This window comes from Gemmatimonadales bacterium (assembly GCA_036279355.1).
GTDB lineage: Bacteria > Gemmatimonadota > Gemmatimonadetes > Gemmatimonadales > GWC2-71-9 > DASQPE01.
Genome location: DASUJH010000007.1, coordinates 126,686 through 139,421, shown reverse-complemented (window position 1 = coordinate 139,421; position 12,736 = coordinate 126,686). Strand labels below are relative to the sequence as shown.

Annotated in this window: 17 protein-coding genes; 16 read left to right on the top strand and 1 reads right to left on the bottom strand. The window is 69.3% G+C overall.

The annotated features are described in order from the left end of the window. The first annotated feature begins 3 nt into the window (after nt 1–3). The 12 genes from secG (at nt 4) to VFW66_02060 (ending at nt 8,426) form a co-directional block, all read left to right on the top strand. Nucleotides 4–561 carry a preprotein translocase subunit SecG gene (secG, locus tag VFW66_02115; GenBank protein HEX5385475.1) on the top strand — a complete coding sequence of 186 codons (558 nt, stop codon included), beginning with the start codon at nt 4–6 and terminating at the stop codon, nt 559–561. 43 nt (nt 562–604) lie between these two features. Then, complete coding sequence (gene carA / locus VFW66_02110; GenBank protein ID HEX5385474.1) at nt 605–1,720, top strand: glutamine-hydrolyzing carbamoyl-phosphate synthase small subunit; 1,116 nt, start codon at nt 605–607, stop codon at nt 1,718–1,720. 80 nt (nt 1,721–1,800) lie between these two features. After that, nucleotides 1,801–2,139: an HU family DNA-binding protein gene (locus tag VFW66_02105; protein HEX5385473.1), complete on the top strand. Its 339-nt coding sequence runs from the start codon at nt 1,801–1,803 to the stop codon at nt 2,137–2,139. Nucleotides 2,140–2,227: 88 nt separating this feature from the next. Continuing rightward, nucleotides 2,228–2,518, top strand: coding sequence for a MoaD/ThiS family protein (locus VFW66_02100; protein ID HEX5385472.1), 291 nt, complete (start codon nt 2,228–2,230; stop codon nt 2,516–2,518). Between the two features lies 1 nt (nt 2,519). Then, the gene (locus tag VFW66_02095; GenBank protein ID HEX5385471.1) at nt 2,520–2,939 is read left to right on the top strand and encodes a molybdenum cofactor biosynthesis protein MoaE; all 420 of its coding nucleotides are present in this window, start codon (nt 2,520–2,522) and stop codon (nt 2,937–2,939) included. Between the two features lie 31 nt (nt 2,940–2,970). After that, nucleotides 2,971–3,954 carry a GTP 3',8-cyclase MoaA gene (gene moaA / locus VFW66_02090; protein ID HEX5385470.1) on the top strand — a complete coding sequence of 328 codons (984 nt, stop codon included), beginning with the start codon at nt 2,971–2,973 and terminating at the stop codon, nt 3,952–3,954. 9 nt (nt 3,955–3,963) lie between these two features. After that, nucleotides 3,964–4,443, top strand: a complete 480-nt coding sequence (locus VFW66_02085) for a tRNA (cytidine(34)-2'-O)-methyltransferase (GenBank protein HEX5385469.1) — start codon at nt 3,964–3,966, stop codon at nt 4,441–4,443. A gap of 38 nt (nt 4,444–4,481) precedes the next feature. Further along, nucleotides 4,482–4,847 (top strand): tautomerase family protein, encoded by a 366-nt coding sequence (locus tag VFW66_02080; protein ID HEX5385468.1) that lies wholly within the window; start codon nt 4,482–4,484, stop codon nt 4,845–4,847. A gap of 15 nt (nt 4,848–4,862) precedes the next feature. Further along, nucleotides 4,863–5,300 carry a PPC domain-containing DNA-binding protein gene (locus VFW66_02075; protein ID HEX5385467.1) on the top strand — a complete coding sequence of 146 codons (438 nt, stop codon included), beginning with the start codon at nt 4,863–4,865 and terminating at the stop codon, nt 5,298–5,300. Nucleotides 5,301–5,314: 14 nt separating this feature from the next. After that, complete coding sequence (locus VFW66_02070; GenBank protein ID HEX5385466.1) at nt 5,315–5,698, top strand: nuclear transport factor 2 family protein; 384 nt, start codon at nt 5,315–5,317, stop codon at nt 5,696–5,698. Further along, entirely contained in the window at nt 5,647–6,891 is a 1,245-nt protein-coding gene (locus tag VFW66_02065) for an epoxide hydrolase (protein ID HEX5385465.1), read from the top strand. Before VFW66_02070 ends, VFW66_02065 begins: the two co-directional genes overlap by 52 nt. Nucleotides 6,892–6,965: 74 nt before the next feature. Further along, nucleotides 6,966–8,426: an amidohydrolase family protein gene (locus VFW66_02060; protein ID HEX5385464.1), complete on the top strand. Its 1,461-nt coding sequence runs from the start codon at nt 6,966–6,968 to the stop codon at nt 8,424–8,426. Between the two features lie 31 nt (nt 8,427–8,457). Here the strand turns inward: VFW66_02060 and VFW66_02055 are convergent, their stop codons facing one another. Beyond that, nucleotides 8,458–9,105: a hypothetical protein gene (locus VFW66_02055; protein ID HEX5385463.1), complete on the bottom strand. Its 648-nt coding sequence runs from the start codon at nt 9,103–9,105 to the stop codon at nt 8,458–8,460. A gap of 128 nt (nt 9,106–9,233) precedes the next feature. Between VFW66_02055 and VFW66_02050 the strand changes: the two genes are divergently transcribed. Genes VFW66_02050 through VFW66_02035 form a run of 4 tightly spaced genes read left to right on the top strand, consistent with a single transcriptional unit; the run spans nt 9,234 to nt 12,651 of the window. Beyond that, nucleotides 9,234–9,719 (top strand): DinB family protein, encoded by a 486-nt coding sequence (locus VFW66_02050; GenBank protein HEX5385462.1) that lies wholly within the window; start codon nt 9,234–9,236, stop codon nt 9,717–9,719. 34 nt (nt 9,720–9,753) lie between these two features. After that, entirely contained in the window at nt 9,754–10,683 is a 930-nt protein-coding gene (locus tag VFW66_02045) for a cysteine synthase family protein (protein HEX5385461.1), read from the top strand. 2 nt (nt 10,684–10,685) lie between these two features. Further along, a complete protein-coding gene (locus VFW66_02040) occupies nt 10,686–11,684 on the top strand; it encodes a PQQ-binding-like beta-propeller repeat protein (GenBank protein HEX5385460.1) in 999 nt (332 codons plus the stop codon). Between the two features lie 10 nt (nt 11,685–11,694). Further along, entirely contained in the window at nt 11,695–12,651 is a 957-nt protein-coding gene (locus tag VFW66_02035) for a formylglycine-generating enzyme family protein (GenBank protein ID HEX5385459.1), read from the top strand. Nucleotides 12,652–12,736 lie beyond the last annotated feature (85 nt).

Here is a 12,736-nt window from a genome sequence, read left to right as displayed (position 1 = left end):
GCCATGTTTTACTTCCTGCTCGTTCTGCTCATTCTCGATGCGCTGATCCTGTCGGTCGTGGTCCTTCTCCAGGCCGGCGAGGGCGGCGGACTTGCGGCCCTGGGCGGCGCCGGGGGCACCATGGACAACCGGGTGCTCGGCGGACGCCAGGCCGTCACCATCCTCACCAAGATGACCTGGTGGTGCGGCGGCATCTTCCTGTTCCTCTCGCTGGTGCTCTCGTTCGTGCACCCGGCCGTCGGGAATAGCGAGCTGCAGCAGCGGCTCCAGAGCGCAGTGCCTGTAGCGCCGGCGCCGCTGCCCGGCGTGACGCCGTCGGTGCCGGGAGCTGGAGCGGGCGCGGCATCGCCGGATGCGGCCAGCCCAAATGCGGCCAGCCCAAATGCGGCCAGCCCAAATGCGGCCAGCCCAAATGCGGCCAGCCCGAACGCTGGGCCCGCCGCGGCACCCAACCCTGCCGCGCCGACGTCAGCCGCACCCAAGCAGGGGCCGCCCGCACCATCTCCCAAGTCGGCGCAGCCGTCCACCAAGCCGGCGCAACCCTCCGCGCCCAAGCCGTGACGAAGCGGATGGCTCGACCGGGCAACGCGAGCGGGGTGACCGGGTGACCGATCGCCCCGCCTTCGTATTGCTGGAGGACGGCGCGTGGTTTTCGGGCAGCGTGCCGCGGCCGCTCGACCCCTCGTTCGGTGAGGTGGTCTTTACCACAAGTCTCACCGGCTATCAGGAGACGTTCACGGACCCGAGCTACCTGGGCCAGATCGTCGTCATGACGGCGCCGATGATCGGCAATTACGGGATCAACACCGAGGACATGGAGTCGGAACACCCGCAGGTGAGCGGAGTCGTCGTACGCGAGCTGGCGCGAGAGCCGTCCAACTGGCGCGCCACGGCCTCGCTCGACGCTTGGCTCGCGTCGGCCGGCGTTCCAGTCATCGAGGGGGTCGATACGCGACGCCTCACCCGGCACCTGCGGGAGCGGGGCGCGATGCGCGGCGTGCTGGCCGAGGGGCACGCACCGACGCCCGAGCTTACGGCGCAGCTACTCACGTCGCCTTCGATGGAGGGGCTCGACCTCGCATCGCGCGCCACCGTGCGCGAGCGACACACCGAGGGCGCGGGGCCGCACGTGGTGGCGTACGACTTCGGAATGAAGCGCAACATCGTGCGCATGCTGGTGGATGTGGGCTGCCGAGTAACTGTCGTGCCCGCCACGACGCCCGCGGCGGCGGTACGCGCGCTCGCGCCCGACGGTCTCTTTCTCTCGAACGGTCCGGGCGATCCGGCCGCCGTTGAATACGCCTTCGCCCCGATCCGCGAGCTCACCACCGCCGGCCTTCCGACCTTCGGCATCTGCCTCGGCCATCAGCTCATCGGCCTCGCATTCGGGGGTCGGACGGCCAAGATGCCGTACGGCCATCGCGGCGGGAATCATCCAGTGAGAGATGTGGCCCGGGGCACGGTGCTCATCACGACGCAGAATCACGGGTTCGCGCTGGTGGGCGACGAGGGCGGGGTGCCCGGCGCGCCGGGGCTCGAGGTGACGCACCTCAACCTGAACGACGGCACGATCGAGGGAATCCGGCATCGCGAGCTGCCGCTCTTTGCCGTGCAGTATCACCCGGAGGCGTCGCCGGGGCCGCACGACGCCTATCCGCACTTCGCCGAGTTCCTCGCCCTGGTGCGGTCCGGAACCTCGGCCAAGTTGCCAACCCCTTGACACTCAACAGGTAAGCTCCTAAGATCGGCGTCTAGGGGCCTCCTCTGGCGCCCGCCGTCTCAGACCCTCCTGGGGGATTGATGACCAAGGCCGATCTCGTCGAGCAGGTGACAGCGTCGATCGCCCGCACCGCGGGCCCGATGATCTCCAAGAAAGACTGCGCGCGCGTGGTGGACGCCTTTCTCGAGGCGGTGAAAGACGCGCTCAAGGCTCAACAGAACATCGAGGTGCGGGGGTTCGGCACCTTCAAGATCCGCCGTCGCAAGACCCGCATGGCGCGGAACCCGCGCACCGGCGATCCGGTTGAAGTAGCCGCGCGTCCGGTGCCCGTGTTCAAGCCCAGCAAAGAGTTGCGGGCGCTCGTCGCCGAGGAGGATGCGCCCGACGTGGAACCGGCGGAGCCGGTGCAGGGCGCCTGAGCCCGGCTCGCGAACCGATTGCATCATCTCGAGCCGCCGAGCGCGGCTCGACGTTTTTGAGGCCTCGTGCCCCGGGGGGTATCGTCCAGTGAGTGTGTCGCGTACCGCGTCCGAACCAGTCTCCATCGGCGCCACGATCGCCGTACGGGTGCTCCTCTTCGCGAGTTATGCCGAGGCGCTGGGGCGGGAGTCGCTCGAGCTCACGCTCGCCGCGCCGGCCAACGTTGCGTCGGTGCTCCGCGCGCTCAGCGCCATGCCGGGCGGCGACCGGCTGCCCCAGCGCCCGCTCTGCGCCGTGAACCTCGCGCACAGCCGGCCCGACGCGCCGCTCACCGAAGGAGACGAGGTCGCCATCCTGCCCCCGGTGGCAGGTGGGTAACGTGGGCTACCTGGTGGAGCGCCCGCTCGATCTGGGCCGACTCGTAAGCCTGGTCACGTCGCCGGAGCGCGGCGGCGTTGCATGTTTCCTGGGCGTCGTGCGCAACCATCACGAGGGGCGCGGCGTGGCGCGGCTCGACTATTCGGCGTACGGCCCGATGGCCGAGGCGGAGTGCGCGCGCATCGTCGACGAGGCGCGGGCGCGGTGGGACGTCGCGGTCGCGCTCGAGCATCGCATCGGTCCGCTCGAAATCGGTGAGGCGTCGGTGGCAATCGCCGCCGCCTCGGCGCACCGCGATGCCGCCTTTGCCGCATGCCGCTACGTGATCGAGGAGGTCAAGGCCCGGGTGCCGATCTGGAAACGGGAATACTTCAGCGACGGAACCGAGGAGTGGGTGGGGGCAGGGCATGCAACCGGTTGACCGCCTGTCGCGCCCCCTCGGAAGCCTCCGCGTGTCGGTCACCGACCGCTGCAACATGCGTTGCCGGTACTGCATGCCGGAGGAGCATTACGTCTGGCTCCCGCGGGCCTCGATTCTCACCTTCGAGGAGACCGCCCGGCTCGTCCGCGTCTTCACCGACCTCGGCGTGAGCAAGGTGCGCCTCACCGGCGGCGAGCCGCTCCTGCGGCACGATCTGCCCGCGCTGGTCCGGCAGCTCGCCGGCAATTCGGCCGTCCGCGATCTCGCGCTCACCACCAATGGCGTGCTGCTCGCGCGCGAGGCGGCGCGGCTCCGCGCGGCGGGGCTCGGGCGCGTCACCGTGAGTCTCGACACGCTGCGGCCGGAGCGGATGCTGGAGTTCGCGCGGAGCGCGCGGCATGCGGACATTCTCGAGGGCATCCGCGTCGCCCGCGCCGCGGGCTTTGAACGCATCAAGCTCAACACCGTCGTGATCCGCGGATACAACGACGACGAGTTACCGGATCTGATCGAGTTCGCCCGCGAGCACGAGGCGGAGGCGCGGTTCATCGAATACATGGACGTGGGCGGCGCCACCGGATGGAGCGTGGCGCAGGTGGTATCGCGGCGGGAGATGCTCGAGCGCCTGGAACGACAGTATGGCCCGATCGCGCCGTTGCCCGAACCCGGAGACCCGGCGGCCCCCGCCGAGCGCTTCGCCCTGCCGGACGGGGCCACCTTCGGCATCATCGCTTCTACGACGGCGCCCTTCTGCCGCACCTGCGACCGGAGCCGCCTCACGGCGGACGGCACTTGGTACCTCTGCCTCTACGCTGCCGGCGGCATCGACCTGCGCGAGCCGGTCCGTCTCGGCGCCACCGACGACGAGCTGCGCGCGCTCATCCGGAGCCGTTGGGAGGCCCGCACCGACCGCGGCGCCGAGGAGCGCCTCGGCCTCGCGGACCGCGGCGCGCTCTATCAGCTCGACACACTGCGCGCCGACCCGCGGCGCGAGATGCACACCCGCGGAGGTTGACCGACTCGCATGGCTTTGCACGTCGTGCTCATCGAGCCTCGCATTCCGCCGAACACAGGCAACATCGCCCGCCTCTGCGCGGCCACCGACACGCCGCTTCATCTCATCGAGCCGCTCGGCTTCAAGCTCGACCACCGCGAGGTGCAGCGCGCGGCGCTGGACTACTGGGACAAGGCCGACCTCTGGGTACACCACGACTGGTTCGCCTTCCGCGATGCGATCAGCCGCGACCGCTGCCTGTACTTCTCCGCCAACGCGGAGCGGGACTACCGGGACGCGCCCTACCGGAGCAACAGTTGCCTCGTTTTCGGCAACGAGACCGACGGCCTGCCGCAGCGCATTCTGGACAAGCATCCCGACCGCTGCTTCAGGATTCCGATGCCGGGTGACGTGCGGAGCCTCAACCTGGCCAACGCGGTGAGCATTGTACTCTACGAAGGGCTCAGGCAGCTTGGTGTCGGCGTGCCCGAAGCAGGGCTCGGCGTCTAGGACTGGGTTGATGGTTCACATCGAGTGAGGCGTGCCGCATGCCGCTGGTCAACATCTCCATCCTCAAGGGCAAGTCGCCCGCGTATGTCAAAGCCATTGGCGACGGCGTCAACTCCGCCGTAATCGAAACGATGGGCTTTCCGGCCGACGACCGCTACCAGATCATCACGGAACACGAGCCCTATTGCCTCGAGCACCAGACGCGCACCGCCGATCGGGTAATGATGTACCTCATCATGCGGAGCGGGCGGCCGGCCGAGGCGAAGAAGGCGTTCTACCGGAAGGCGGTGGAGAATCTGGCGCGCGATCCCGGCATCGATCCGGCCAACGTGCTCATCACGATCGTCGAGAACCGCGACATCGACTGGTCGTTCCGCGACGGTGTCGCGCAGTTCGTTCCGTAGGAGGCGCGAGGCGGCATGCAGCACAAGCTTCTGGCGACGGCCGACGGGCAGCGGACGTTCGCGCTGATCTTCGAGACCGGCGACGAGGTGCTGGATGGGCTGCACGCGTTCGCCCGCGAGCAGCATCTGGCCGGGAGCCGCTTCACCGCGATTGGCGCATGCCGCGAGGTGACGCTGGGCTACTTCGAATGGCAGTCCAAGCAGTACCGGCCGATCCCGGTCCAGGAGCAGGTCGAGGTGCTGTCGCTCGTAGGTGATGTGAGCCTGGCGCCCGACGGGCAGCCCAAGGTGCATGCGCACCTGGTGGTGGGCAAGTCCGACGGCACAGCGCACGGAGGGCATCTCCTGCGGGCCATCGTGCGGCCGACGCTCGAGGTGATGCTGACCGAGGAGCCGGCGCACCTGCAGCGGGTGTTCGATCCCGCCGCGGGGATTGCGCTGATCCGGGTCTGACCCGGCGCCCTGCGATGGATCTCGAGCGCGCGGCCCGCGACGCCGAGGACCGGTTTTTCGGCGCGCTGCTCGGGCGGGACCGCGCCGCCCTAGAGCGCGTGCTCACATCCGACTTCGTTCTCATCGACGTGATGACCGGCTCGGAGATTCCGGGCGCGGTGCTGCTCGACCTGGTCGGCGCGGGGCAGCTCGTGTTCGAGACGATTGACCGGGTGGATGCACGCGTGCGGGTCTACGGCGATGCAGCGGTCGTCACCGGGCAGACCCGCATGCGGGGACGGTTCGGTGAGCAGAGCTTCGGCGCCCATAGTCGCTACACGCACATCTACGTGTCGGACGGCCGCGAGTGCAGGCTGGCCTCGGCGCAGGGTACGCCGATCGCGCCGGCGGCGGCGTGACCGGCGCCGCGGGGTCGCCCGTGCTGCCTGAGCTTCGGCCCACTCCCTACGCGATCCGGGTCGAGGACGACGTGCTGGACGATCTTCGCACGCGAATCCGGCGCACGCGCTGGCCCGACCAGCTCCCCGGGATCGGCTGGGAGCAAGGCACCGAGCTCGGCTATCTGCGCGAGCTGCTCGCGTACTGGGCCGACGGGTTCGACTGGCGCGCACGCGAGCGCGAGTTGAACGACTTTCACCATTACCGCGCTGAGCTGGACGGTCTCGGCATCCACTTCGTCCACGAGCGCGGCACCGGACGCGACGCCGTTCCCCTGGTGCTGACCCACGGGTGGCCAAGTACGTTTCTCGAGCTCCTGCCCCTGGTGCCGTTGCTCACCAATCCCGCCGCGCACGGGCTCGATGCGCCCGCGTTCGACGTGGTGATCCCATCGTTGCCTGGGTACGGCTTTTCAGATCGGCCAGCGCGCCAGGGCATGACGATGCCGTACGTCGCGGGGCTCTGGCACCGGCTCATGCACGGGCTGGGCTACGAGCGCTACGGCGCCGTCGGCGGAGACTTCGGCGCGGCGGTGAGCGCATACCTCGGCCGCGACCACCCGGGGTCGGTCATCGGCATCCACCTGTACACGCTCGATGTGGCGCCGTACGCGGGGCCGGGCGCGCGCCCGCTCACGGAGGTCGAGGCCGCCTACGACGCATACATGGAAACGTGGTGGCGGGCCGAAGGCGGGTACAAGCAGATTCAGGCGACGAAGCCCGGAACCGTCGGATACGGGCTCAACGATTCGCCGGCCGGCCTCGCGGCCTGGCTCATCGAGAAGTGGCGGTCGTGGGGCGGTTGCGCCGGCGATGTCGAGCGCGGCTTCAGCCGCGACTTCCTGCTTTCGACGCTCACGATCTACTGGGCGACCCAGACGATTACGTCGTCGATGCGAACCTATTACGACGACCGCCGCCTCGGTCCCGTGGGGCCGCACGACTACGTGGGTGTGCCGACGGCGGTCGCTGTATTCAACCACATGACGATCCCGGAAGGTGTACCGCCCCGGGAGTGGGTTGAGCGTTTGTACGCCGTCCGCCGGTGGACTGAGATGCCGAGGGGCGGCCACTTCGCGGCGTGCGAGGAGCCGGAGCTGCTGGCCCGCGATATTGGGGCGTTCTTCGGAGAGCTTTGCCAGCGGCGCGAGTAGACCGGCCGCGGCGTCCGCGGAACCTTCACGAAAGGCAGGTTATGTCCTCTCATCCGATCGCGCGCGGCGGCATAGTGGGTCTCCTCATTGCGCTGCCGGTCGTGTCGCCAGGCGCGCTCGCCCAGGCCCGCGCGCCCGGTGTGGCGCCGTTCATCGCGGTGGACGACGCGGTGGTGGCGCTGGCGCACGTGCGGGTGATCGACGGCACCGGCGCCCCGGCACGCGACGATCAGACGCTGGTGATCGCGAACGGGCGCATCGCGGCGCTCGGCCCCGCATCGAGCACAACGGTGCCCGCGGGTGCCAAGATGCTGGACAAGAGCGGCTATACCGTCATCCCCGGCCTCGTCGGCATGCACGATCATCTGTACTACTCCGCGTCGATCTCGGCGCAGCGGGGGCCGGACGGCCGGATTGCGGAGCCGGGGTTCTACGTCGATGAGCTGCCGTACTCCGCGCCGCGCCTGTACCTCGCGGCGGGTGTCACCACGCTCCGCACCACTGGCAGCGTCGAGCCGTACACCGATCTCAAGGTGCGGCAGCGCATCGAGAGCGGCGCAATGCCGGGCCCGCACATCGACGTCACGGCGCCCTACCTGGAGGGCAAGGGGACCGCGTTCGCCCAGATGCACGAGCTGGACGGCCCGGACGATGCGCGCCGCCTCGTCTCGTACTGGAGCGGCGAGGGGATGACCTCGTTCAAGGCGTATATGAACATCACCCGCGCGGAGCTGGCCGCGGCGGTGGCCGAGGCGCACCGGCTCGGGCACAAGCTCACCGGGCACCTCTGCTCGGTCACCTGGCCCGAGGCCATCGCGGCCGGTATCGATGATTTCGAGCACGGTCCGGTCTTCACTGACACCGAGTTCGTCCCGGACAAGAAGGCTGACGAATGTCCGTCGGGGGCCGCCCGTGCCCAATCGTGGGACCGTATCGCCATCGACGGTCCCGAGGTGAAGCGGCTCATCGCGAGCCTCGTCACGCACCATGTTGCGGTGACCTCGACGCTCCCGGTGTTCGAGCTGTTCATGATGGGGCGGCCGCGGCTCGAGCAGCGCGTGCTCGATGCGATGTCGGCCGAAGCGCGCTCGAGCTATCTCACCGAACGTGCGGCAGTGAGCACGGCCGGCAATGCGAATGCGCTGCCCGAGGCCACGCTCAAGAAGGAGATGGACTTCGAGCGGGCGTTCGCCAAGGCCGGCGGCTTGCTCCTCGCCGGCCCCGACCCCACGGGCAACGGCGGCGTGCTCCCGGGCTTCGGCGATCAGCGGGAAATCGAGCTGCTGGTGGAGGCCGGCTTCAGCGCGGCGGACGCCATCCGCATCGCCACGTTGAACGGCGCGCGCTTCCTCGGCCGGGACGACCGGATCGGCGCGCTGGCGCCGGGCAAGCAGGCCGACGTCGTGGTCATCAAGGGCGATCCCACGCGGACGATCGCCGACATCGAGAACGTCGAGCTTGTGTTCAAGGATGGCGTGGGCTACGACGCGCCCAAGCTGATCGAGTCGGTGCGCGGCAAGGTGGGAATCTGGTGACTGCGCGCGGGCGGCGTGGGCCGCCCGCGTGCTACTGCCTGACCCAGGTCGGGCGAAGGTCGCGCGTCACCTCGTAGACGAGATTGCGCACCACCTGCCCGTAGGCCTCGTCGGGGTCACGCGCCGACACGACCGGGAGATGGCCGTCGATGGCCAGGGTACCCACCGTGCCGCGGGCCGTGGCGCTCGAGCGCCACATCGTGCCGCCGGTTTCGGTGGAGAGCAACCGGACCGAGAGCAGGCCGGACACCGAGGCCTTGACGCGCGCACCACCCGAGAGGGCGATCGTGCCGCGCGGCTTCACGCCCGTCATCGTGAGCTCGCCCAGAAATACCGCCGGGACGTGCTTTTCCCGCCCCAGCGCCTGCGCCATCGCGGCGGGGTCGGCATCGGGCGCCAGGTTGTGGAGTGCCGAATCGGTGGCCGAGAGCTCAAGCAGCTCGACATCCGACTGGCTCTGCAGGAGCGCTTCGGCAAAGCCCTGGGTCGCGAGCGTGCCCAGCCCGTCGTCGTCGCGCTCGGAGGTGAAGGTAACGATCGCGACGCGCCCATACGGTTGGAGGGCGAGGCGCGGTGGTACCTCGGCGTACTTGGCGCCGCAGGCCGGGAGAGCCAGGATGCCGCAAAGCGCCAGCGCGCGCCGCGCGCGAACACTCCTCCGGGGGCCGTGCCTGGGCATATTCCTGCACTTGGTCGGGGACTCGGGCCCAGGTGGCAAGAGGCGAGCCACACCGCGGGCCGGCGCTATCGTCCCTACGACGACAAAGCCATGCGGCGCGTCCGCCGCGAACGCGATGGGGAGGGTAAATGCCGGCAGACAGCGCGCTGCGCGAGCAGGTGGCCGCGCTCCTCGATTGGTCGGACGCCCATGTGAATTTCGATGCCGCGGTGGCCAACCTGCCCGCGGCCCTGCGCGGCCAGGCGCCGGCCGGGTTGCCATACTCTCCGTGGCAACTGCTCGAGCACCTTCGCCTCGCGCAGCACGACATCCTCGACTTCTGCCGGCATGCCGGCTACGAGCAGCTCACGTGGCCTGACGATTACTGGCCGCGCACGGCCGCGCCGCCCTCGGCCGCCGCTTGGGACGAGAGCGTGCAGTCGTTTCGCGCCGATCGCTCGGCGCTTCAGGCGATGTCGCGGGATCCGTCGCTGGATCTGGGCGCGCGCATCCCGCACGGCACGGGGCAGACGTTCCTCCGCGAGCTGCTGCTCGCCGCCGACCATGCGGCGTATCATGTGGGCGAGCTAATAGTCGTGCGCCGGCTGCTCGGCGCGTGGCCCGCGCACTCGTGATCCGTTCGCGTCGCACGTTCGATCAGAGTATCCGATGATGCACTCCGCGCCGACGATTCTCGATACGATTGGCAATACGTCCTTGCTCCCGCTGCGTCACGTCGTTCCCGACAACGGCGCGCGCATCCTGCTCAAGCTCGAAAGTGAAAACCCCACCGGCAGCATGAAGGACCGGATGGCGCTGGCAATGATCGAGGCGCCGGAGCTCGATGGGCGGCTGCCGCCGGGCGGCGCCGTGGTCGAATACACCGGCGGCAGCACCGGGGTCTCGCTGGCCCTTGTCTGTGCCGTGAAGCGCCATCCGCTCCACATCGTCACCTCGGATGCGTTCGCCAAAGAAAAGCTCGATCACATGCGGCTGCTCGGCGCCGAGCTCACCATCGTACCGAGCGTCGGCGGCAGGATGACGGAAAAGCTGACGAAGGACATGATCGCCGAGGCGGGCGCCATCGCGGCGCGGACCGGCGCTTACTGGACCGACCAGATGCGCAACGAGGACCAGATCGGCGCATACGTCAAGCTCGCGGACGAAATCTGGGGGCAGATGGAAGGCAGGCTGACGGCTTTCGTACAGAGCGTCGGTACGGCGGCGTCGCTGCGCGGGACTGCAGAAGAGCTGCGTCGCCGAAACGGTCGCATTTGCATTATTGCGGTCGAGCCATCGGAGTCCGCGGTGCTGTCCGGCGGCCCATCGGGCGCGCACAAGATCGACGGCGTTGGTGCAGGGTACGTCGTGCCTCTCTGGCACCCGGGCATCGCGGATTCCATCGAGCGCGTATCGACGGCGGACGCCAGAGCCATGGCATTCCGCCTTGCGCGCGAGGAGGGACTCTTCTGCGGCACGTCCACCGGTGGCAACGTGGTGGCCGCGCTCCGCCTGGCGGAGCGGCTCGGCGGCGATGCGACGATCGTCACCGTCATGGTTGATACCGGGATGAAGTATCTGAAATCCTTTGGAGCGTGACGATGCCAAACCCATCCGCTGCGGCATTCGCCGCCCTGTCGCTCCTCTTTGCCGCGGTGCCGGCTCGCCACACGCCGCCTGACCTCCGCGTCGTCGAATACGCCATCCCGCGCGCCGGCAATTTCCCCCACGATCCCGCCGTCGGTCCGGACGGCATCGTGTGGTACACCGACCAGCACAACAGCTACATCGGCCGGCTCGACCCGACAACGGGCAGGATCACCGACTATCCGACGCCCACGCCTCGCTCCGGGCCCCACGGCATCATCGTCGCGCCCGGTGGCGCTGTGTGGTACACCGCGCAGCGCGCCGGGCGGCTCGGCCGGCTCGATCCCGCCACCGGCCGAATCACCGAGTTTCCACTCCCCGCCGCCGTGCGCAACCCGCACACGCCGCTCTTCAACGGGGGGAAGATCTGGTTCACCGATGCGGACAACAGCGCCTACGGGCGGCTGGATCCGGCCACCGGCCGCGTGGACGTCTTCCGCACACCGACGCCCAACGCCGTACCGTACGGCATCACCAATGCGAGCAACGGCGCGATCTGGATCGCGATGCTCGGCACCAACAAGCTCGGTCGGGTGGACCCGACGAGCGGGACGATGCAGGAGTATCCGCTGCCCGATCCCGGCGCCCGCCCGCGCCGGCTCGCCGTGGACCGCTACGGGACGATCTGGTACACCGACTTTGCGCGAGGCTATCTCGGCGCGCTCGACCCCGCGAGCGGCCGGGTGCAGGAATGGAAGTCGCCGTCGGACAAGGCGGGACCGTATGGAATTGCCGTCGGGCCGGACGGACGCATCTGGTACGACGAAGCCGCCACCAATCTCATGGTCGCGTTCGATCCGGTGCGCGAGCGGATGGACACGCTGCGGATCCCGAGCGCACCGTGCATCGTGCGGAACATCGCGGTCGACTTCCGCCGCGGCCGGATCTGGCTCGCGGAGAGCGGCGTGGGGCGGCTTGGACTGATCGATGCGGCCGCGTCACCCGCACGGTAGTACCCGGGGCGTGCGCTGGCTCGGGCTCATCGGGCTCATGATGGTGGGCGCCTGCTTGCCCCACGCGAGCCGGCGGGCGGGAGAAGAGTTCGACGACTGCGCCGGCGCCGGCTGGTGTCCGCGCATGGTGAGGATTCCGGCCGGAAGCTTCACGATGGGCGCGGCCCCAGGTGAATCGCCCGATCCATTCTTCCGGGAAGGTCCGCAGCACCGCGTGAGCGTGCGCGGCTTTGCCCTGGGGAAGCTCGATGTGACCCACGGAGAGTGGGCGGCGTTCGTCGCGGCGACGCACCGCGCCACGCCGAGGGGCTGCGCCTGGACCGGACGCGTTCCGGACGGGCAGGTGGACTCCGCGGGCTCCTGGCGCGATCCCGGCTTCGCGCAGGACGATCGGCACCCCGTGGTTTGCGTTACATGGGACGACGCCCAGGACTACGTGCGCTGGTTGAGCGCGCGCACCGGCCATCGCTATCGCCTGCCGAGCGAGGCCGAGTGGGAGTACGCGGCGCGCGCGGGAAGCACGACCCGCTATCCGTGGGGCGACACGGCGAGCCATGCCCACGCGAACTACGGTGCCGATTCGGGCTTCCGGCCGCTGGCGGCGGGGCGTGACCGGTGGCTGCACACCTCTCCCGCGGGCGCCTTCCCGCCGAATGCGTTCGGCCTCTATGACATGAACGGCAACGTCCTGCAATACGTGCAGGACTGTTTCGCGCCGTCGTACGCCGGACTTCCGACCGACGGCTCCGCGTACGAGACGGACACCACCCTCGAGCTTACGGGCGAGCTGGCCGTGCTCAACGGAGAGCGCGCGTGCTCTCTGCGTGCAGCCCGTGGCGGAGACTGGAACGACCCGCCGGCGGAGATCCGCTCCGCGTTCCGCAACTTCGGCCCGCCGCCGGGCCAGTCGCTCCATGATTACCGCAGCACCGGCGTCGCCTTCCGCGTAGCGCGCGACCTCGACTGATGCGCGGCGCCAAACGGCGCACAGCCGCGTCCGCTGCGCGGTGGCGACGCTCCCGGGTGCCCGTTATACTCTCAGAATCTCTCAC